10 protein-coding genes are annotated in these 22,177 nt (G+C 69.7%); 4 read left to right on the top strand and 6 right to left on the bottom strand.

What is annotated here, in order from left to right:
• Positions 1-54: 54 nt before the first annotated feature.
• Entirely contained in the window at positions 55-3,198 is a 3,144-nt protein-coding gene (locus tag FHY02_RS06940) for a S8 family serine peptidase (protein ID WP_183921075.1), read from the top strand.
• 56 nt (positions 3,199-3,254) lie between these two features.
• Here FHY02_RS06940 and FHY02_RS06935 read toward each other — a convergent pair whose 3' ends face one another.
• From FHY02_RS06935 to FHY02_RS06925, 3 genes are all read right to left on the bottom strand, one after another.
• Entirely contained in the window at positions 3,255-4,229 is a 975-nt protein-coding gene (locus FHY02_RS06935; protein ID WP_260172665.1) for a 2OG-Fe(II) oxygenase, read from the bottom strand.
• Positions 4,230-4,292: 63 nt separating this feature from the next.
• Entirely contained in the window at positions 4,293-7,532 is a 3,240-nt protein-coding gene (locus FHY02_RS06930; RefSeq protein ID WP_183921074.1) for a TonB-dependent receptor domain-containing protein, read from the bottom strand.
• 147 nt (positions 7,533-7,679) lie between these two features.
• Complete coding sequence (locus tag FHY02_RS06925) at positions 7,680-9,974, bottom strand: glycoside hydrolase family 3 N-terminal domain-containing protein (RefSeq protein ID WP_183921073.1); 2,295 nt, start codon at positions 9,972-9,974, stop codon at positions 7,680-7,682.
• Positions 9,975-10,092: 118 nt separating this feature from the next.
• Here FHY02_RS06925 and FHY02_RS06920 point away from each other — a divergent pair, with 118 nt between their 5' ends.
• The 3 genes from FHY02_RS06920 to FHY02_RS06910 all read left to right on the top strand — a co-directional run bounded on the left by FHY02_RS06920 (position 10,093) and on the right by FHY02_RS06910 (position 15,789).
• Positions 10,093-11,112 (top strand): LacI family DNA-binding transcriptional regulator, encoded by a 1,020-nt coding sequence (locus FHY02_RS06920; RefSeq protein WP_183921072.1) that lies wholly within the window; start codon positions 10,093-10,095, stop codon positions 11,110-11,112.
• Positions 11,109-14,267, top strand: a complete 3,159-nt coding sequence (locus FHY02_RS06915; RefSeq protein WP_260172664.1) for a TonB-dependent receptor domain-containing protein — start codon at positions 11,109-11,111, stop codon at positions 14,265-14,267. Before FHY02_RS06920 ends, FHY02_RS06915 begins: the two co-directional genes overlap by 4 nt.
• Before the next feature lie 64 nt (positions 14,268-14,331).
• Entirely contained in the window at positions 14,332-15,789 is a 1,458-nt protein-coding gene (locus FHY02_RS06910) for a glucoamylase family protein (protein WP_311721307.1), read from the top strand.
• Positions 15,790-16,029: 240 nt separating this feature from the next.
• On the opposite strand, the gene FHY02_RS06905 is transcribed toward FHY02_RS06910, so the two are convergent.
• The 3 genes from FHY02_RS06905 to FHY02_RS06895 form a co-directional block, all read right to left on the bottom strand.
• Positions 16,030-17,934 (bottom strand): alpha-L-fucosidase, encoded by a 1,905-nt coding sequence (locus FHY02_RS06905; protein WP_183921070.1) that lies wholly within the window; start codon positions 17,932-17,934, stop codon positions 16,030-16,032.
• A gap of 310 nt (positions 17,935-18,244) precedes the next feature.
• Positions 18,245-20,596 (bottom strand): GH92 family glycosyl hydrolase, encoded by a 2,352-nt coding sequence (locus FHY02_RS06900; RefSeq protein WP_311731789.1) that lies wholly within the window; start codon positions 20,594-20,596, stop codon positions 18,245-18,247.
• A 137-nt stretch (positions 20,597-20,733) separates the two neighbouring features.
• A complete protein-coding gene (locus FHY02_RS06895; RefSeq protein WP_183921068.1) occupies positions 20,734-22,167 on the bottom strand; it encodes a glycoside hydrolase family 125 protein in 1,434 nt (477 codons plus the stop codon).
• Positions 22,168-22,177: the final 10 nt, after the last annotated feature.

The raw sequence follows: 22,177 nt of genomic DNA, 5'->3' as shown, positions 1-22,177 counted from the left end.
GCCGCGCGCTCGTGCATCCCCGGCCGGCCGACCTTCACCGGGAGTGAGACAGGCATGGCATCGAAGCTCAACATCGCGTCGCGGACCGCCGGGCAGCGGATCGACCAGGGTACCTACGGCCCCGGCGACATGGCCGCGCTCGCGCCCGCGCGTGCCGCTGCCGTCGGGCAGCGCGCGACGACGGGTCCGCTCGACGCCGCCGCGCTGAGCGCTCAGCCGCACATCGCTCCCGCCGCCGCGGCGACGGCCGCCGGGCCGATCCCCGCCTTCGATCTCTCGACGGGCAAGGCCGTCACCACCGCCTTCAAGCTCTACGCGATCGACGTCGCCGATCCGCTCGCGAAGGACCAGTGGCATCTCCAGCGTCTCGGCGACCTGCAGACGGTGTGGAAGGATTACACCGGCAAGGACGTGACCGTCGGCGTCTACGATTCCGGGGTGCAGTACGCGCATTGGGATCTGGACGGGAACTACGACGCCTCCAAGCAGGTGGTCGTCGACGGCAAGGTCTACGACGGCGACTACCGCCCCGCCTCGGGCCCGCATGGCACGTCGGTCGCTGGGCTGATCGCGGCCGAGCGCAACGGCGCCGGCGGTGTGGGCGTCGCCTACGGCGCCCACGTCACCGGCGTGAACATCTTCGACCCCTATTCGGAGGACGACTCGAAGGAGGGGATCTTCGTCAACGGGGTCGACCTCACGAAGTTCTTCGAGGCAGTGAAACAGTCGGCCCGGTACGACGTCACCAATCACAGCTGGGGCGGGCTCGACTATGTCACCACCGCCGCCGCGCGGACCACCGCTGGCTCCTTCGCCAACGGCATGGTCACCGCCCTCAGCTACGGCTCGGCCGAGGGGCGCGGTGGGCTCGGCACGGTCCATGTCGCCGCTGCGGGCAACGACGTGATCGACGGCCAGGCCGACAGCTGGAAGAGCGACCGCCACATCGTCACCGTCGTTTCGTATCGCGAGGTGGACGGCAGCTCGTCGCAATATGTCGACAGCGGTGCGCACCTGCTCGTGTCGGCGCCGTCGAACGACTACGCCGAGCTCGGCGGCACCGGCCAGGTGACCACCGACCTGCTCGGCCGCGACGGCTACAACACGATCGCCAAACCGGGCGGTGCCGAGGACTACACCGACTCATTCGGCGGCACCTCAGGCGCCACCCCGGTGGTGAGCGGCGTCGTCAGCCTGATCCTCGACGCCAACAGCGAGCTCGGCTGGCGCGACGTCAAGGACATCCTCGCCGCCTCGGCCAAGCTGCCGGTCGCATTCGACACCGGCCAGACCGCGGCGACCTCGACGATCAGCGGGCTGACCTATGTGCTTAACAACCGCCAGTTCCAGCTCAACGGCGACGATGCCGGCTGGAACGGTGGCGCGATGCACTACAGCAACGATTACGGCTACGGCGCTGTCGACGCCTACAACGCGGTGCGGCTCGCCGAAGTGTGGTCACTGTTCGGCGCGGCCAAGACCAGCGACAATGAGGTGAGCGCCACCACCGGCACGATCCGCGTTGGCAAGACCTCGGTCGCCACCAAGGCTGACACCGCGCTCACGCAGTTCCACGATTTCGTCGGCACGCCGACCAGCTTCCAGTTCCGCGTGACCCAGGACGTCGACGTCGAGCACCTCGACCTCACGCTCAACTTCGCCACGCAGCTCGGCGACGGCACCTCGCTGCTCAACACCAGCGCGGTCGGGCTCAAGATCAAGCTGATCGCGCCCGACGGTACCGAGGGCTATATCGACCTGAGCGACACCAACGCCACTACCGTCACCGGCACGTCGCAGACCTTTACCTTCGGCCTCAGCGGCTTCCGCGGCGTCGACACGCTCGGCACCTGGACCTTCCAGTTCGAGCAGACCGCGGGCGTGTTCGGCGCCTATGACGCCAACCGCACCACGGTGAACACGCTCAAGCTTGACCTGTACGGCGCCGCACCGGGCACCGGTGACGTCTACACCTACACCAATGAGTTCTTCACCATGGCGGCGATCGCGGGCGAGGGCGGCCGCCGGACGCTGATCGACAGCGACGGCGGCACCGACTGGATCAACGCTGCCGCGATCGCCAGCGACGTGACGATCTCGCTCAAGCAGGGCGGCGTGACCAGCTTCGGCGGCACCAGGGCCTTCACCATCGGCACCGGCACGCAGATCGAGAATGCGGTCAGCGGCGACGGCAATGATACGCTGCTCGGCAACGGCCTGGCGAACGAGCTGCACGGCATGCGCGGCAACGACAGCCTGTTCGGCGACGCGGGCAGCGACGTGCTGTTCGGCGGATGGGGCGACGATCGGCTCGACGGCGGTTCCGGCGCCGACGTCCTGCGCGGCGAGCAGGGCAACGACACCTATATCGTCGACAACCGGGGCGACGTCGTCATCGAGGACCCGAACCAGGGCACCGACACCGTCTACGCCGCGATCGACTACACGCTCGGCTCGCACGTGGAGAAGCTGTACCTCACCGGCGCCGCCCGATCGGGCACGGGCAACGGCCTCGACAACGACCTGTACGGTACCGGCGGCGACGACTCGCTCTACGGCCTCGACGGCAACGACCTGCTGCGCGGCTGGGAGGGCAACGACCGGCTCTACGGCGGCAGCGGCAACGACACGCTGTTCGCCGGCGCCGGCGCCGACCGGCTCGACGGCGGCAAGGGCAACGATGTGCTGCGCGGCGAGGCAGGCAATGACACCTATGTCGTCGACAGCCGCGGCGACCAGGTGATCGAACTCAGCGGCGACGGCATCGACACCGTGCTCGCCTCGGTCGACTATCGCCTGGCCGCCAACGTCGAGGATCTGACGCTCAGCGGCAGCGCCTATAGCGGCACCGGCAACGCGCTGAACAACGTCATCCGCGGCAGCGCCGGTGCCAATGCGCTGAGCGGGGAGGCCGGCAACGACACGCTGATCGGCGGCGCTGGCGACGACATCCTCACCGGCGGAAGCGGCAGTGACCGCTTCGTCTTCGCCGACGGCTTCGGCAAGGACACGATCCGCGACTTCGGCCGCGGCGACACGATCGATCTCGCCGCCTACACGCTCGACGGCGCGCCGATCGTGACTGACGTCGGCAGCGACACGCTGATCGACCTCGGTGACGGCAACACGATCCTGCTGAAGGGCGTTCAGCCGGGGCAGCTGAGCTTCACCGGCGACGCCTTCGGCTACCTCGGCTGAGCATGGCAGGGCCGGGCGCCGTTGGCGCGCCCGGCCCGCTCAGGCGCCCGGCCCGCTCAGGCGAGCGTCCACGGATCCACGCGCGCGGCGCGGATCCAGCGCGTCGCCAGCCATTTCGCACCCTGGGTGACCGGGAGCCCGGCGTGTCGCGTCGCCGGGTCGGGCCGTCCGTCGGCGCGCGTGTTGGCGAACAACAAGGCGTCACCCCCGCGCGGCGTGATCGTGAGGTCCACCTCGGGGAAATGCGTCTCTCCCCCGCCGAATCCCTGGTTGAGGTAGAGCAGGACGGTGACGATCCGCTGGTTGCTGGCGCCCTGGATCGTGTCGAGATGCGGGCGATATTCCTGGCCGGGCTGATAGCGCAGCACCGTCAGCGGCTCGCCCTGATCGACGCTGGTACCGCTGATCGCCGCGATACGCGCGTTGATCGCGCGAACGACGAGATCCTCGCGCGTCGGCCCGATCGCCCCGCCGTCCGAGGTGCGGATCGGATGCGCTACCCAGGCCCCCGTCCGCGGATCGATCACGCGCGCGGGCTCGAGCAGCGCCGCGCCGACGCCGGCGAGATGCGCGCACTCGGCGGGCGTGAGCAGCGCGGGAAAGCGGACGATCCGCGGCGCCGCGCTCAACGGTTCCGGGGCGGGCAGGCGGGTCGGCAGCCCGGAGCGGTCGAGCGCCATCGCGTCCACCAGCGCGAGCTGCGCGGCGGCGACGGGATCGTTCGCCGCCGCAACGTGGAGCAGCGCGAGCGCGGGCGGCCAGTCGGCGGCCGCGCCGCTGCCGTTGGCGGTAAGGGCGATCTCGGCGAGCGCGGCGTCGACATGCCCGATCTCCGCCGCGCGCCGCAGCCAGACGCGAGCGGCGGCAAGGTCGCGCCGCAGCGGGGTGCCGCGCAGCAGCCAGACCGCGAGCAGCATCGCGGCATCGGCATCGCCGCCGCGGGCGGCCTCCGCCAGCAGCTCGGCCGCGGCGACGACCTGCCCCGATGCCGCGAGCCGCTCTGCCTCGTTCACCGCCATCTGCCGCTCCATGCCGAATGAAAAAGGGGCCGGGCAGATGCCCGACCCCTCTCCCCTAACACGCTGATCAGCGGATCAGAACTTCGCGGTGATGCCCATGTAGAAGAAGCGACCGCGATTGTCGTAGATGGCCGACGTCGTGCCGATGTTCGACACACCGACGCCGGTCAGGCCGTACGGCGGATCGACGTCGCCGACGTTCGTCACGCCGCCGTAGAAGTTGAACATGTCGCTGACGTCGAGACCGAAGCGGACGTCGTTGTAGGTGACGCTCGGATACTTCTGGATCGGCGCGTAATCCAGGTTCTGCGGCGGCAGGCCGTTGACCCCGTTATAGTCCTCCCAAGTGTTCAGGTACATCTTGTCGATCCAGCGCAGCGAGTGGCCGATCGTAAAGTTGCCGAACTTCAGGTTGGTGCTGATGTTGAAGCGGTCCGACGGGCTGCCCAACTCGTCGGTGATGACGTCCTTGAAGTTGGGGCGCGACGGATCGGTGTAATCGTCGCGCTGGATCGCGTGGGTCCACACGCCCTCGATCGAAGCGCGCACGAAGCCGAAATCGTGGTTATACGCGATCTGCGTGTCGATACCGCGTGCGCGCAGCTGTGCGTAGTTGCGCGGCGCATCCTGGTACGAGCCTTCCAGGATCTGATAGGGCTGCTCTCCGGCCGGCCCACCGTCGGCGCCCGCGCGCTGGAACAATGCGCAGAACTGATTGTCGAGCGACGGCGCATCATAGCAGGCGTTGAGCGCCTGCTGCACCGACGGCGACGTGATCACGTTCTCAACCTTGATGTCGTAATAGTCGACCGACACCGACAGACCCGGGACGAAGCTGGGCTGGAACACGCCGCCCAGCGTCAGTGACTTCGACGTCTCGGCCTCGAGGTTGCGATTGCCCCCGCTGCTGATCTCGAGCGACTGCGTATACACGTAGTCGTAGCTGGTCGGGATACCGGCCGCGGCGCAATTGGCGGCGCGGTTCGCCGAGCCCGTGCCGATGTTGCGCAGCGAGCAGGGATCCGACGGCGCCGGCGTGAAGTTCTGCCCGGCCGCGGCGTAAGCCTCGCCGAGATAGGGCGAACGCACCGACTTGGCATAGCCACCGCGCAGCTGCAGGTCGCTGAACGGACGCCAGACCGCCTGACCGTTCCAGGCGACGACGGTGCCCACCGAGCCCTTGTAGTCCGCGACGCGCGCCGCGCCGGAAAGGGTCAGCTCCTTGATCAGGAAGATATCCTTGAGCAGCGGCACCGACAGCTCGCCGAACGCCTCCTTCACCTCGAACGAGGGTGCACGGAAGCTCGGGATGGCGTTGTAGAAGTTGTAGCCCGCCTGGGTCAGGGGATCGAGGTCGTAGGTCAGCGTCTCGCGGCGATACTCGGCGCCGACCGAGAAGCCGACCGGGCCGCCCGGCAGTTCGAACAGCTGACTCAGGTCACCGGCGACGAAGCCGTTGGCGACGAACTGCGTCGCCTTGCCCGAAGCGGTGGTGGGCGCGATCAGGTAGGCGCGCGCGGCGTCGCTGACCGAACCCTGGCCGAATGGGTTGAGCGGCACGCAGGCGGCGATGTCTGCGGCGAGCCGCGCCGGATCACCGCCGATGTCCTCGCCCGCGTAGGCGGGATCGACCTGCGACCGGCAGACGACCTGGCCGGCGGCGTTGCGCGTCGAGTCGAGCGCCAGGAGGAAGCGCTGCGTGTTCACGTTGCCCGTGATCACGCTGTTTTCCTTGTGCTGGCCGTAGTTCGCCGACACTTCATAGTGCCAGTCGTCGTTGAAGTCGCCGCGCACGCCGACCACCGCGCGATAGGTGTCGCGGTTGAGCCGCTCGTCGCGCGTGCCGAGATCCACCCAGTTGCGACGCAGCGAGAAGCGATAGGTGCCCGCCGCGATCTGCGCCAGTGCGGCAGCCTGGTTGGCGGCCGCGTTGGCGCCGGTGAAGGCCGCACCCGTGTTGGGGTTCACGCCCGAGTTGACCGCGGCGGCCAGCTGCGCCGCGATGGTCGTGCGCGCGTTCGCGTTGAGATAAGGGTTGTCCAGCCGGACGCCCTCGCGGTTGGTGCCCGCCGTGCCGGCATTCGAGTAGGAGCGATCCGCGAAGCCGCTGTCGATGCCGTCACCCAGCGTGGTGCCCTGCGAGAAGAACGGGCCGCTCTGCGAGCCGAACGCCTCGGTGCGGACGTACTTGGCCTCGAAGAAGGGCACGAAGGCCGGCGACACCTCGAAATGGCCGAGGACGTTGACGACGTAGCGCTTCAGGTCGGGCGAGAGGACGACCAGGTTGCCCTCACGGCTGGTCGTGCCGTTGCCGCCGACGAAGTTGCCGTTCGGCGCGAGGCCGACGCGGGTACCGGTCTGCGACGCGAGCGAGCCGTCGGGCTGGAACAGATAGGAGCAGGTGAACGAGCCGCCGATCGAGTCGGTGCCGCACGGCGCCGTGCCCGCGCCGTAGCGGAAGCCGAGCTGGCCGCCGAGCGAGATCGTCGCGCCGCGCAGGTCACGATAGAAGGTGCGGTCCGGCGTGCCGTCCGAGGGTGCGCTCGCCGGGTCGGTATCGGTGACGATGAAGGCGTCGTTCTGGCGCAGATTGCGGCGGCCAGACGCGTAATAGTCCTGCTGGTGCGCGAACTCGGCGTTGATCGCGATGTTGCCGCGCCCGTCGGCAAAGTTCTTGCCCGCGAGGACCGAGACATACTGGTTCCCAGCATCGCCGTAGGTGCTGATGCCGTTCTGGCCGTGCAGCTGCAGGCCGTCGAAATTGTCCTTGAGGACGAAGTTGACGACGCCGGCGATCGCGTCCGATCCGTAGACCGACGACACGCCGCCGGTGACGATGTCGATCCGCTCCACCAGGTCGGTCGGGATGGTGTTAATATCGACGGCGTTGCCGTTGTTGATGATGTCGGCCGTGACCTGCCGCCGACCGTTGGTCAGCACCAGCGTGCGCGAGCGGCCGAGGTTACGCAGATCGAGGAAGTTGAGGCCACGCGTGCCGAGCCCCGAGGTCGAGTTCTGCGAGCCGAGCGTCGGATTGAGCTGCGGCAACTGGTTGAGCGTGTCGCCGATCGAGATGCGGCCGGTCTCGAAGATATCCTGCGCGGTCACCGTGGTGATCGGGATGGGCGAGTCGTCGTTCGGGCGGCGGATGCGCGAGCCGGTGACGACGACGTCCTCGGCACCGACCTCGGTCGTGCCCGGCGCAGTGGCGTCTTGCTCCTGGGTCGGCGACCCCGCCTGCGCGAACGCCACACCCGGCAGTGCCAGGGCAGCGCTCGCGATCGCGGTGGCGCATAGGAAACGCGACATTTTCATGAGGGAACCCCTTTTTCTTTGATTGGGGTCACTCAAAACGGTGAGGCGGGAAGAAACAAGCCCGGTAGCGCTACTGCCACATGTCGGTAATAAATTTGCAAAACGATGTGACATTCTTACAACTGCGCGACACGAGTGCGCAGCGGGTTAGCCCAGCATGAACGAACCGCTCACACCCGCTGCCTCCGCCGAGGGCGCCACCCAGAGCCGGAAGGCGCCGGGCTCGACCGTCCGCTTCAGGTCGCGGCCGACGAACAGCAGGTCGTCACGCCGGAGCGCGAAGCTGACCGTCTTTCGCTCGCCCGGTGCCAGCGCCACCCGCTGGAAGGCTTTCAATTCGCGGATCGGGCGGGTGACGCTGGCGGCAACGTCGTGGACGTAGAGCTGCACGACCTCCTCGGCGGCATGGCGTCCGCGGTTCGCCACCGTCGCGCGCACGGTCAGCGTGCCGCCGGGAGCGAGCCGGTCGCCACTCAGCGACAGGTCCGAGTAAGCGACGTCGCCGTAGGTCAGGCCGTGGCCGAAGGGGAAGAGCGCGCTCTGCTCGAATTCGCGGTAATGCGCCTTGAACGGCTGGAGCGGCCCCGGCGGGTTCGGGCGCCCGGTCGACTTGTGCGCGTAATAATAGGGGGACTGACCGGTCGCGCGCGGGAAGGACACGGGTAGCCGCGCCGAGGGCGCCACGGCGCCGAACAGCATGTCGGCGATCGCCGGCCCGTCCTGCGAGCCTAGGAACCAGGTCACCGCGATCGCGCGCGCGCCGAGCACCGCGGTGTCGAGCGCGAGCGCGCGCCCGGTGCGCAGTAGCACCACCACCGGCGTCCCGGTCACGGCGACGGCGCGTGCCAGCGCGAGCTGCGGCTCGGGCACCACCACCGCCGAGCGCGACTGCGCCTCGCCAGACATGTCCTGCGCCTCGCCGACCGCGAGCACGACGATGTCGGCGGCACGTGCGGCTGCCACCGCCGCCGCGATCCCGCCGGGCAGCGGCGCATGGATCGCCGACCCCGGCGTGACGCTCACCTGCGCCGCGTCCGCGACCATGCTGCGCACCGCCGTGGCGAGGTCGGTCGCGCCGGCGTCGGTGCCGTAGACGTTCCAGGGGCCGATCAGGTCGTGCTGCCCGGAGACGAACGGCCCGATCAGCGCGATGCGCTTGCCGGCGCGTGGCAGCGGCAGCAGCTGGTCGTCGTTCTTGAGAAGGACAATCGAGCGCGCCCCGGCCTCGCGCGCCAGCGCCAGCGTGGCGGGCATGCGCACCTCGGCGCGTTCGCGTGCCGGATCGATGCGGCGGAACGGGTCGTCGAACAGCCCCAGTGTCACCTTGAGCGCGAGCACGCGCCGCACCGCCTGGTCGAGCCGCGCCGCCGGCACCTCGCCCTTGGCGACGAGGTCGGGCAGGTGCTTGAGGTAGAAGCCGCTCTGCATCGACATGTCGACGCCGGCCAGGAAGGCCAGCCTGGTCGCCTCGCGCGCGTCGGCGGCGAGGCCGTGCGCGATCAGCTCCTCGTCGCCGGTATAGTCGGAGACGACCAGACCGCCGAACCCCCATTCGCGCCGCAGCACGTCGGTGAGCAGCCAGTCGTTGGCGGTGGCGGGGACGCCCGATATCTCGTTGAACGAGGCCATCACCGTGGGCGCGCCCGCGGCCAGCGCCGCCTCGAACGGCGGAAAATAGATCTCGCGCAGCGTCCGCTCCGAGACGTCGACGCTGTTATAGTCGAGCCCGCCCTCGCCGGCGCCATAAGCGACGAAATGCTTGGCGCAGGCCGCCACCGCGCGCGGGTCGGCGAGCCCGTTCTCGCCCTGGAAGCCGCGCACCCGCGCCGCCGCCATCAGCCGCCCCAGCAGCACGTCCTCGCCCGCGCCCTCGACGCCGCGGCCCCAGCGCGCGTCGCGCGCGATGTCGACCATGGGCGCGAAGGTCCAGTCGATCCCCGACGCCGCCGCCTCGGCGCCCGCGGCGCGCGCGGTGCGGCGCGCCAGCTCGGGGTCGAAGCTCGCCGCCTCCGCCAGCGGCACCGGGAAGACGGTGCGGAAGCCGTGAATGATGTCGGCCGCGAACAGCAGCGGGATCTTGAGCCGCGACTGCGTCATGGCCGCGCGCTGCATCCGCTGCACCATCACCGCGCCATTGCCGTTGAACACCCCGGTGAGCCGGCCGCGCCGCACGTCGCGCAGCTGTCCCTCGAAGCTGGCGCCCGCGCCCGCGGGGTTGAGCGCGGTCGCAGCGCCACCCGCCCAGGCTGCGGCCATCAGGGTGAGCTGGCCCGCTTTCTCCTCCACCGTCATGCGTGCGACGAGCGACTCGACGGCCGCGGGCAACGGTGCGGCTGACGGCTGCGCGAGCAGCGCGCGCGCCGGGCTGGCAGCCCAGGCGAGCGTCGCGCCCGCGCCCATCAGCCAGGCGCGGCGCGAGGGCCGTGATGCGTCCTGGGTCATGTCCTCTCCCTCGTTAGCGGCAGGATTGATCGTCTCTATTGTTACGTGTAAACGGTTACATCAAGGACGGCAATGCGCGTGGTGTGCGCCGTCGCGGGAGAGGACGTCCAGGCGGCGTATGCCGAACGCAACGATCCGTGACGTCGCTCGCGAGGCGCAGGTGTCGGTCGCCTCGGTGTCGCGCGCGCTCAATGGGCATGAGCGGGTCCGGCCCGAGCTGCGCGCGCGCGTGCAGGAGGTGGCGGCGCGGCTCGGCTATGTGCCGCACGCCGGCGCGCGCAGTCTCAGCCTGGCGAGAACGTCGGCGATCGGCGTGGTGCTGCCCGACCTTCACGGCGAGTTCTTCTCCGAGCTGCTGCGCGGCATGGATCGCGAGGTGGCGGCGCAGAAGCTCGCGCTGCTGCTGACGGTGCTGCAGGACGGGCGCGGGCTCAACACGCTGGCGGCGCTGCGCGGTCAGGTCGACGGGCTGGTGGTGATGGCGCCGCAGCTCGGCGCGGCGGAGCTGCGCGCGCAGCTGCCCGCGGGGCTGCCGGCGGTGTTCCTCAACTGCGTGCCCGGGCTCGTCGGCGCGGCGCTGCGGGTCGACAATGCCGCGGGCGCGGCGGCGATGGTGGACCATCTCGTCGCCGCGGGCGCGCGTGCGATCGCGCATGTCGCCGGCCCGGTCGGCAACGTCGATGCCGAGGAGCGCCGCGCCGGCGCAATAGCCGCGGCCGAGCGCGCCGGCGTCGTGCTGACAGTGATCCAGGGCGACTTCACCGAGGCGAGCGGCGCCGCCGCGGCGGCACAGGTGGCGTGCGGCGCGATCCGGGCCGACGCGCTGTTCGCCGCCAACGACGCGATGGCGATCGGCGCACTGGTGGCGCTGAAGGGGCGCGGGATCGCGGTGCCGGGCCAGGTGCGCGTCGCCGGCTTCGACGACATTCCGCTGGCGCGGCTGGTGACGCCGGCGCTGACGACGATGCGGGTCGACATCGCGGCGCTGGGCGCGCGCGCGGTGGAGCTGCTGGCGCGGCGGATCGTCGCGCCGGCTGAGGGGTTGGTGGAGGTCGGCCCGGCCGACGCGGAGGCGATCGTCCCGCGTCTGGTGGTGCGCGACACGACAACAGAAACGGACAGGGAGACACAGTCATGATCAAGGGATCGAACCGGCGCAGGATGATGCGCACGGCATGGGCACGCGCGACCGCGCTCGGCGCCATCGGGGCGCTCGGCGCCACGCTGGCCACCACGTGGAGCGCGCCCGCGGCGGCGCAGGTGGGGCAGGCGTCGCTGCGCGGCGTCATCCGCTCGACCCCCGACAATCCCGTCACCGAGTTGACGATCGTCGAGGTCGCAACCAATTACCGCCGCTCCACCGTCGTCGGGCCGGACGGCAGCTACAATTTCGCCTCGCTGCGCGCCGGCGCCTACCGGCTCGAGATCCGCACCAAGGCGGGTGTGCGCAACTCGGACCAGTTCACCCTTAGGGTCGGGCAGAACGCCGGGCTTGACCTCGATCTCTCCACCCCCGCCGCGACCGCGCCGGCGCCGGCCGCGGGAGCGGACGCGAACGGCAACGCGCCCCAGCAGGGCGCGACGGGTGACGCCGCCACCGAGGAGCAGGGCGGGGCGACGCCGCAGGGCGAGCCGGGCGACATCATCGTCACCGGCAGCCGGCTGCGCTCGCTCTCGGGCGGCCAGGTCGGCATCAACGTGACCCAGCGGCTGATCGAGCAGCTGCCGCAGAACAGCCGCAACTTCCTCGCCTTCGCCGATCTGGCGCCCGGCGTCCGCTTCATCGAGAGCGCCGACGGCAGCTCGCGCATCCAGGGCGGCGCGCAGGGCAGCAACTCGGTCAACGTCTTCATCGACGGCGTCAGCCAGAAGGACTACGTGCTGCGCGGCGGCCTCACCGGGCAGGACAGCTCGCCGGGCAACCCGTTTCCGCAGCTCGCCATCGGCGAGTATCAGGTGCTGTCGTCCAACTATAAGGCCGAGTTCGACCAGGTCGGCTCGGTCGCGATCGTCGCCGGTACCAAGTCGGGCACCAACGAGTTCCACGGCGACGGCTTCTTCGACTATACCAACCAGAACCTGCGCGATCGCCGCCCGACCGAGATCTTCCCCAACACGATCGACAAGGTCGCCTCGACCGACAAGCAATATGGCGTCGCGCTGGGCGGCCCGATCGTCAAGGACGTGGCGCACTTCTTCGTCAGCTACGAGGGCAAGCGCCGCGAGATCCCGGTCGACATCCTTCCCGGCAACGGCATCGCGGTGAGCAGCCTGCCGGCGCAGTATCAGGATCTGTTCGGCTCCTTCAACTCGACCTTCAAGCAGGACCTGTATTTCGGCAAGATCGACCTGACGCCGACCGACAAGGACCTGTTCGAGCTCACCGGCAAGTACCGCAACGAGTCGGGCTATCAGATCAGCAACGGCATCGCCGCTTTCTCCACCGCGACCCTGACCAAGGTCGAGGAGATCCGTGCGATGGGCCGGTGGCAACACAGCGAGGAGAAGTGGGTCAACGACCTGCGCGTCTCCTACGAGGACGTCAGCTGGTCGCCGCAGCCTGCCACGAACGGCATCAGCCAGCAGTTCCGCGCCACCTCGCGCACGCCGACGGGGGTGAGCACCTTCAACCTGTTCCGCGACGGCGCCGGGCTGAGCCTGCAGGACAAGGGCCAGACCGGCTGGACGGTGCAGGACGATTTCACCTGGACCGGCTTCGAGGGCCACACGATCAAGGTCGGCGCCAAGGCCAAGTGGGTGAAGCTCAACTCGCTCGAGCAGAACCTGATCAACCCGCTCTACTCGTACGACACGACGCTGCCGACCGGGAGCGGTTTCAACAACACGATCCCGTACAGCCTCGAGTTCGGCGCCAACGGCTCGCTGGGTGACCCGCGCATCCGCTCGAACAATTTCCAGTTCGGCGCCTACATCCAGGATGACTGGGACGTCACCGATCGGCTGACGCTCAACCTCGGCGTCCGCTGGGACTATGAGCGCACCCCGGCGTTCCTCAACTACGTCACCTCGGCGGAGGATCTCGCCGCGGTGTCGTCGGCGAACTACCCGAACCTCAACAACGCCGATTACAACATCAACGACTATATCTCGACCGGGAACAACCGGAAGGCGTTCAAGGGCGCGTGGCAGCCGCGCGTCGGCTTCACCTACCGGCTCGACGAGCAGGGCCGCTTCACCGTGTTCGGCGGCTATGGCCGGTCCTACGACCGTAACCAGTTCGACTTCCTGCAGCAGGAGCTGTCGAACGGTCGTTTCCAGCGCCGCCAGTTCCTCTTCCAGGGTGCCGACACGATCAACCCGTGCACGCCGAGCGCGACCTGTATCCCGTGGAACGACGCCTATCTCACGGAGGCGGGCCGGCAGCAGCTGGCTGGGAACGGCGTGCCGGGCGGACGCGAGTTCCGCTTCATCAAAAACGACCTGAAGATCCCCTACTCGGACCAGTTCAGCCTCGGCATCCGCGGCCGCTTCAACCCGGTCGAGCTCGAGCTGGGCTATACGCGGATCGTCAGCAAGGACGGCTTCGTCTACCTGCTCGGTACGCGCCGCCCCGACGGCTCCTTCTTCGCGCCGTCGCCCACCACCGGCGCACCGCAGGGCCCCGATGTGTCGTTCGCGCCGTCGGGCTATGGCGCGATCATCATCGGCGACAACGGGCTCGAGACCAAGGCGGACTCAGCCTATGTCAAGCTGACGAAGGCCTATTCGGCGGCGTCGCCGTGGAGCCTCGACGCGACCTACACCTTCACCGCGGCGACCGACAACCGGCCCAACAACGATCAGGCGGCCTACTTCCTGCTCGATTTCCCCAGCGCCTCGGATTACCCGATGCTGCGCTCGGGCGTGGTGCCGCGCCACCGCTTCGTGATCGCGGGTAGCGCCGATACGCCGATCGGCGTGACGCTCTCGGCCAAGTTCCAGATCGAGTCGCCGCTTTTCCAGCGCGCCCTGCTCGACACGGCGACGCCCTATGAGCGCCGGATCGTCGGCTCCGAGGTGTTCGGGCTCGGCGATCGCTGGGGTCGGCGCCAGCTCGACCTCGCCTTCACCAAATACGTGCCGCTGGGCTTCCTCAGCGACCAGACGCGCGTGCGCCTGCGCGTCGACATCCTCAACGCGATGAACGACCGGAACTATGTCGATTTTAACAACGATCCCACCGACACCACGCGCACCGCGGCCTCGCCGAGCATCTATCGCGAGAACTCGACGTACAGCATCGGCGGCAATCCGCCGCGCACGGTGAAACTCTCGGCCGGGTTCAGTTTCTGACCCACCAAGCGGCGGACGGCCTGCGCGGGGCCGTCCGCCGCGCTCTACTCGCAGGAGGTGCATGATCCTCGACCGACGTGACATGCTGCGCGCCGCCGCGCTGGGCGGCGCGGCCCTCGCCGGGGGATGTACCGCCCCGGCACCGCGCGTCCCACGGCTCGCTTTCCCCGGCGTGCTGCCCGAGCTGGGCACCACCCCCGCCTCCGCGAGCGACCCGCTGATGGACGACATCCAGAAGCGCACCGTGAGCTTCTTCTGGAACACCACCGACCAGGTGATGGGGCTCGCGCCCGATCGCTGGCCGACCCCGAGCTTCGCCTCGATCGCCGCGGTCGGCTTCGCGCTGACCACTTACCCGATCGCGGTCACGCGCGGCTGGATCACGCGCCCGGCGGCGGCGGAGCGGACGCTCACCACCCTGCGCTTCTTCGCCGAGGCGCCGCAGGGGCCGGGCGACGACACCAGCGGCTACAAGGGCTTCTTCTACCACTTCCTCGGCACCACCAAGGGCCATCGCTTCGCGCGCTGCGAGCTGTCGACGATCGACACCGCGCTGCTGCTCGGCGGCGTGCTGTTCGCGCAGACCTGGTTCGACGATCCCACCGACGCGCGCGAGAAGCAGATCCGTGACCTCGCCGACCAGATCTACCGCGCGGTCGAGTGGGACTGGATCACGCCGCGTGCGCCCTTCGTGGCGATGGGCTGGCATCCCGAGAGTGGCTTCATCGGCTCGGACTGGAACATCTACAACGAGAGCCTGATCCTCTACGTGCTCGCGCTCGGCTCGCCGACGCACGCGCTGCCGCCGACGACCTGGGCGGAGTGGACCGATCGCTTCGATCCCTCGTGGGACGAGAAGTACGACAATCCCTTCACCGCCTTCCCGCCGCTGTTCGGCCACCAATACAGTCAGGTATGGCTAGACTTTCGCGGCGTGCGCGACGCTTACTCGATCCGCCGCGGGCTCGACTATTTCGAGAACAGCCGGCGCGCGACCTATGCGCAACGGCGCTATTGCATCAACAATCCGCCGGGCTGGCGCGGCTATGACGAGAACGTCTGGGGCCTCACCGCGTGCGACGGACCGGGCGACTTCGTCCGCGAGATCGACGGGCGCAACCGCGAGTTCTTCTCCTACTCGGCGCGCGGTCCCGGCGACCGCGACGACGGCACGATCGCGCCGACCGCGGCGCTCGGCTCGATCGCCTTCGCGCCCGAGATCGTGCTGCCCGCCGCGCGCGAGATGTACCAGCGCTACGGCACCGCGATCTACGGCCAGTACGGCTTCTTCGACAGTTTCAACCCGACGCTGACGTTGCCGAATGTACCGCTCAAGCACGGCAAGGTGGTGCCAGGCATCGGCTGGGTAGCGAGCGACTATCTCGGCATCGACCAGGGGCCGATCGCCTGCATGATCGAGAACTGGCGCAGCGGGCTGATCTGGAAGACGATGCAGCGCAACCCGTACGTGCGCGCCGGGCTGGAGCGCGCCGGCTTCAAAGGTGGGTGGATGGGGAACTGAGGGTGGGATCAGGGGCGGGGGCCGGCTTGGTTGGTCGCGTCGCTCGTGAGATCGCGCGCTTCCGCTCCGTTCGTGCTGAGGAGGCACTGAGCGAAGTCGAAGTGCCGTCTCGAAGCACCGCCACGCCGGACGTTCGGAGGTGCTTCGAGACGAGGATTCGACGAGCTCAGCCTCTCCTCAGCACGAACGGGGCGTGGGGATCAGCCTGGCCGAAGACGGGAGATGCGCGGTGCGCCCTACTCACATTCCCCCAAACGCCCCGATCTCCGCCACCGTCAGCTGTGACGCCGGCAGTGCCACCGCGTCGAAGGTCACGCGCAGGTAACGTGCCCGGCGCGGCGTGAATGCCACGCGCTGCGTCGACAGCGCATAGGCGATGTTGCCGAACTCGCCGCTGGCCGCGGGCTGCCAGGTCGTGCCGTCCGCGCTGGTCTCGCAACGATAGCCGCGCGGCGGCGCAGTATCCTTCGCCACGGTGCGCGAGGGCGTGAGGCTGAAGCCGGTCAACGTCAGCGCCGCGGCGAGATCGATCGTCACGCTCGCGGGCGCGGCGGAGGAGGGGGCGGGGACGGTCCAGCGCGTCGCCGCGTCGCCGTCGATCAGCGCCTCGGCACCGGCGCCGCTCGCCGCGACGATGCGCCACTTGTCTTTGGCGAGCACGGTCGGGTCGGACGAGCGCACCGGCGCCACCGCGACCGGCGCAACCTGGCGGAACAGCGCGATCTCGCTGATCGCGGGGCAGGCGGGCGCCTCGACCACGCGCAGCCGCAGCCGCCGCGCCTCGCTTACCCGCGGCAGGCGGATGATCCGCTGCGCGCCGATGCACTCATGCTCCGCGACCGTGCGCCACGCGCCGCCCTCCTCCAGGTCGACCGCGAAGCGGGTCACGCGCACGCCGCGCGGCAGATGCTCGCGCAGCCGGATCACGTCGAACGCGCGGCCCGGCGGCAGGTCGAGCGTGAGCGTCGGCGTCGTGATCGCGTCGGGCGTCGACCAATAGGTGTCGCGCCGCCCGTCGAGCACGCGCGCCGCGGCGAAGGCCGGCCCGCGCTCGGCGCTGGCGTGCGCGACCGCGCCGCGCGCGAGATCGGTCGCATAGGTCGCCGCCTGCGCGTCGCCGAAGCTCTTGAGCACCGCGACATCATGGTCGTGCAGCCGGCCGCGCCGGTCCGGCGGCAGGTTGAGGTTGAGGTTGGTGCCGCGCCCGACCGACTCGTCGTACAGCCGCAGCAGCCGCGCCGGGTCCTTGACCTTGGCGTCCTCGTCGGCGTGGTAGAACCAGCCCGGGCGGATCGAGACGTCGGTCTCGGCCGGCCACCACAAAGGCGCGCCGCGCACGCCCGAGTTGCCCTCGCTCTGCACGTAGGGGTGGTTGGGCATGGTCGGCCAGCACGGGTCGCCCGCGACGCCGTCCTCGTTGCCGACCCAGCGCACGTCGGCGCCGAGCGGGTCGAAGGTGCACGCCATCGGCTGATGCTGGTGGACCAGCGCCACGATCGACGGCCAGTTGTAATAGCGCGGCGCGTCGATCTTCCGCGCCTCCCGCGCGCCGCCGTAATAGCCGTCGCCGCCGTTTGCACCGTCGAACCAGAACTCGAACAGCTCGCCGTAATTGGTGCAGAGTTCGACCACCTGCTGGCGGAAATAGTCGACGTAGCCTAGACGGCCGTACTCCGGATGGTTGCGATCCCAGGGCGAGAGATAGAGGCCGAAAGCGAGTCCGGCGCGCCGGGTCGCCTGCTCCATCTCGCGCACGATGTCGCCCTTGCCCTGCTTGTAGGGGCTGTTGCGGATGCAATGCTCGGTGAGCTGGGTGGGCCACAGGCAGAAGCCGTCGTGATGCTTGGCGGTGAGAATGATGCCGCGCATGCCGCCCGCCTTGGCCGCGGCGACGATCTGGTCGGCGGAGAATTCGCTGGGGTTGAACAACGCCGGGCTCTCGTCGCCGTAGCCCCATTCGCGGTCGGTGAAGGTGTTGATCGAGAAATGGACGAAGGCATATTGCTCGCGCGCGTGCCAGGCGAGCTGACGCCGCGACGGCGTCGCGCCCCAGGGCTTCGGCGCGGCGGTGCGCTGCGCGGCGGCGGGCAGTGCGGCGGTGGCGGCGCTGGCGGCGAGCAGCGAGCGGCGGGTGAGGTCGGTCATGGGTGGCTCCAGTCGGGGCGCGATAGCAGAGGATAGCACCACCCCGGCGAACGCCGGGGTTCAGTTGGGCAAGGTCGCCGCATCTCGCGCGCGACCCGAAAGTGAGCCGGGGTGGTCGCGAGACCTTTGAAAAACCTTCCGTCATCCCGGACTTGTTCCGGGAACCACCGTCCCGCGAACTTACCGCCCTTCGCCTTCGCAGAAGCGTTGATCCCGGAACAAGTCCGGGATGACGGAAGTGCGAGAGCGTTGCGCGGCTCTTGCAAAGGGTCCGCCTTCGCCGCGGCAATAGGAAGCGAGAAAGTCGCGCTCACCCCGGCACCCGCCCGAACGACGGCGGGCGATCCGCCATCGCGCGGCCGAAGCCGGGCACCGGCGTCGCGCTCATCGTGAAGCGCAGCGTGCCTCCCCTGACCAGCTCGGCGTGGCTGATCCAGCTCTTCGTCCAGGGCCGCCCGTTCCACGTCACCGCGGCGACATAGGGCGTGTCGGCGCGGTTGCCCGGCGCCTCGATCACCAGCCGCTTGCCATCACCGACGCGCAGCGTCGCGCGCTCGAACAGGGGCGAGCCGAACACATAGGCCGCCTCGACCGGGTCGACCGGGTAGAAGCCCAGCGCCGAGAACACGAACCAGGCGCTCATCTGCCCGCAATCGTCGTTACCGATCACGCCCTTGGGCGCGTTCTGGTACATCTCGACGCACAGTCGCCGCACCATCGCCTGCGTCTTCCACGGCGCGCCGACATAGGCGTAGAGATAGGGCGCGTGCTGGTCGGGCTCGTTGCCGTGCGCGTACTGGCCGACCAGCCCGGCGATATCGGGCGGCGCGTTGGCGGGCAGCGTCGAGGGGGCGGTGAACAGCGCGTCCAGCTTCGCCTCGAACGCGCGGTCGCCGCCGATGTGGCGGATCAGCCCATAGACGTCGTGCTGGTTGAGGAAGGTCGCCTGCCAGCCGTTCGCCTCGGTATAGTCGCGCCACCACGGCTTGGGCATGTGGCCGAGCTGGATCGGGTCATAGTCCTTCCACCAGCTGCCGTCGGCGAAGCGCGGGCGCGCGAAGCCGATGGCGGGGTCGATGACGTTGCGCCAGTTGCCCGAGCGCTTGGCCAGCCGCTCGGCGTCCGCGCTCTGTCCCGCGGCGCGCGCGAGGTGCGACGAGGCCCAGTCGTCATAGGCATATTCCTGCGTGCGGCTGACGCTCTCGAACCAGACGTCGGCGGGGACATAGCCCTTGGCGTCGTACAGGTCGCGACCCTTGCTGTTGTCGAGGTCGGGCGCGGTGAAATCGAACGAGCGTTTGCGGATCGCCGGCCAGGCGGCGGCATAGTCGGCGGGGATCCCCTTGGCCTGCGCCTCGGCGAGCACCGACACGCCGTGCCAGCCCATCATCGTCCCGGTCTCGACGCCCTGGAGCGGCCAGACGAGCGGGCCGTAGGGGCTCTGCTGCGTCTGACGGACGAGGTCGCGCACCAGCGCCCCGGCCTGATCGGGCGCGACGAGCGTCAGCAGCGGGTGGAGCGCGCGATACGTGTCCCACAGCGAGTAGGTCGAGAAAGCGCGCTCGCCCGCCGGGACGCGCTGCGGCCGGCGATCGAGTCCGATGTAGCGGCCGTCGACGTCGGAGAAGAGTGTCGGCGCGACCATCGCGTGGTACAAGGCCGAGGCCATGATGACGCGCTGGTCGGCGCTGCCGCCCTCCACCGCGATCGCGCCGAGCTGGTCGGCCCAGCGGCGTGCGGCGGCGCGGCGGACCGCGTCGAAGTCCCAGCCGCGCGCCTCGGCGGCGAGGTTGGCCCGCGCCCCCGCGACGTCGACCGCGGAGATGCCGCAGCGCGCCAGCAGCGGCGCGCCCCCGGCCTCGTCGAAGTGGAGCACCGCCTTGACGCGCTTGCCCCGCACGCCGCTGGCGCCGGCGGGCTGCTCCTTGTCCTCATCGCCGTAGAAGGTCACGCGGTCGGGCCGGCGCGACAGCTGGAGTGCGAAGTGAATGCGCCGTCCCTTGGCCCAGCGATGGACGCGGCGGCTGCCAGTCAGCGTGCCCTCGGCGTCGAGCGCGAGCGAGGCCTCGTCGATCAGCGGTTTGGCGTCGCTCTTGTCGAGCACGAGGTGCGACAGGTCGACCAGCACATGCGCCGCGCCCCCGGGGAAGGTGTAGCGGTGCCAGCCGGTGCGCTCGGTCACGGTGAGTTCGGCGAGCACGCCGCTCTCGAGCTTCACGCGGTAATAGCCGGGCTCGGCAAGCTCGTCGGAGTAGCGCTGGCGATAGCCAGCGTCGGGATCGGCGAGCGGGCCGGGCGTGAGCTTCACCTCGCCGCGTGTCGGCACCAGCAGCACGTCGAGCATGTCGCCGATGCCCGTGCCCGAGAGGTGGGTGTGGCTGAACCCCATGATCGAGCCGTCGCCGTGGTGGTAGCCCGAGCAGGTGTCCCAGCGCTCGACGTCGGTGTCGGGCGAGAGCTGCACCATGCCGAAGGGGAGCGTCGCTCCGGGATAGGTGTGGCCGTCGCCGCCCGTGCCGACGAAGAGGTTGGGGGCGGTGCGCTGCCTTCGCGCCGCGGCGGCGAGCGGAAGCGGGGCGGCGAGCGCGGTGCTCGCGGCGGTGGCGAGCAGCGCGCGACGGCTGAGCTGGAGGCGGTGAGGGCGCGGCGCTTCGTTTCTCACCTCGCCCGTACCCCGGCGAAGGCCGGGGTCCAGCTGCGTAGGCCGTAGTGACTCTTGCGCAGCGTTTTCCAACTGAGCCCCGGCCTCCGCCGGGGCACCGGTGACGGCAGCGAGCGTCCCGACCTCGTCCCGCTCCATTACAGCGCTCCCGCGAGCAGCGCGGGCTGCGTCGCGGCCAGCCGCACGATCAGCTCGCCGAACAGACCGTTGGCCCAGGCGAACCAGTGGCGCGTCCACGTGTTCGGATCGTCCTGGTCGAAGCTCTCGTGGATGAAGCCCGTGCCCGCGTCGGTGTCGCGGATCGTCCTGAGGCAGGCGCGGATCACCGCCGGATCGTTGGCCGATAGCGCGCGCACGATCAGCGACATCGGCCAGATCTGCCGCAGTCCCGCGTGCGGACCCCCGATACCCTCGCCGGCGCGACCGCGGAAGAAATAGGGGTTCACGTCGCTCCACGCCGCCGCCTCGGTGCGGCGCCACAGCGCGTCGTCCGGAGCGACACAGCCGAGGTAGGAGAGCCCCGACAGCGACGGCACGTTGGCGTCGTCCATGAAATAGGCATTGCCGTAGCCGTCGACCTCATAGGCCCAGACCTCGCGGCCGTCGCGCAGCTTCATCGTGCCGTAAGCGCGCAGCGCCGCGCCGACCTCGTCCGCCAGCGCGCTTGCCTCCTGCGCCAGCGCCGCATCCTTCTTGGCCTCGTTCGCCACCGTCGCCAGACCGCGCAGCGCGCTCACCGCGAACAGGTTGGACGGGATCAGGAAGGGATATTGGCACGCGTCATCGGAGGGGCGGAAGCCCGAGGCGATCAGCCCGACCGGCTTGATCGGATTGCCGTAGCCGCGCGAGGGCAACGTCTCGGTGTTGCGGTCGGACACGCGCAGGAAGCGGTACGGCCCCGGCCCGTCCTTGCGCTGCTGCTCGCGGAAGGTGCGGATGCTGGTGCGCGCGCCCTCCGCCCAGGTCGTGTCGAACGGGCGCGCGTCGCCGGTCGCGTGCCAATATTGCAGCGCCACCCGCATCGGATAGCAGAGCGAGTCGATCTCCCACTTGCGCTCGGCCACGCCCAGCTTGAGCTCGGTGACGTCCTTGAGCGACCATTCCAGCTGCGTCTTGGCCCTGGGGTCCTCAAGAAAGGCGTTCGCATACGGGTCGATCAGGATGCAGCGCGCCTGCCGCGCGATCAGCCCGCGGAACAGCTCGCCCAGCCGCGGGTCGGCCTTAGCGAGATGGACGTAGGGCGCCACCTGCGCCGAGCTGTCGCGCAGCCACATCGCGTCGATGTCGCCGGTGATCACGAACGTGTCGGCGCGGCCGTCGACCGTTCCCAGCCGCACCGTCGTGTCGAGCGTGTTCGGGTAGCAGTTGCCGAACATCCAGCGCAGCTTGGGATCGCCGATCTTGGTCGAGACGCGCTGCATCTCCTGCTCTACCGCGCGGCTGGTGAAGCGGCGCTCGCCGAGCGGCGGGCGCTTGCTGGCGAAGGCCGCGGGGGTGGCGGCACGCGCGGCCGCGGAAGCGGCGGCCAGGGCCGCGGCGGCGCCCACGAAGGTGCGGCGGTCGATCGTCATGCTATGTCTT

It is taken from the genome of Sphingomonas sp. BK069, assembly GCF_014193405.1.
GTDB lineage: Bacteria > Pseudomonadota > Alphaproteobacteria > Sphingomonadales > Sphingomonadaceae > Sphingomonas.
This window is presented reverse-complemented; position numbering and strand designations above follow the sequence as displayed.

Coding starts and splice junctions, on each gene's coding strand:
- FHY02_RS06895 (WP_183921068.1), bottom strand. CDS start 22,167: ATGACGATCGACCGCCGCACCTTCGTGGGCGCCGCCGCGGCCCTGGCC.
- FHY02_RS06930 (WP_183921074.1), bottom strand. CDS start 7,532: ATGAAAATGTCGCGTTTCCTATGCGCCACCGCGATCGCGAGCGCTGCC.
- FHY02_RS06920 (WP_183921072.1), top strand. CDS start 10,093: ATGCCGAACGCAACGATCCGTGACGTCGCTCGCGAGGCGCAGGTGTCG.
- FHY02_RS06905 (WP_183921070.1), bottom strand. CDS start 17,934: ATGACCGACCTCACCCGCCGCTCGCTGCTCGCCGCCAGCGCCGCCACC.
- FHY02_RS06935 (WP_260172665.1), bottom strand. CDS start 4,229: ATGGAGCGGCAGATGGCGGTGAACGAGGCAGAGCGGCTCGCGGCATCG.
- FHY02_RS06940 (WP_183921075.1), top strand. CDS start 55: ATGGCATCGAAGCTCAACATCGCGTCGCGGACCGCCGGGCAGCGGATC.
- FHY02_RS06915 (WP_260172664.1), top strand. CDS start 11,109: ATGATCAAGGGATCGAACCGGCGCAGGATGATGCGCACGGCATGGGCA.
- FHY02_RS06925 (WP_183921073.1), bottom strand. CDS start 9,974: ATGACCCAGGACGCATCACGGCCCTCGCGCCGCGCCTGGCTGATGGGC.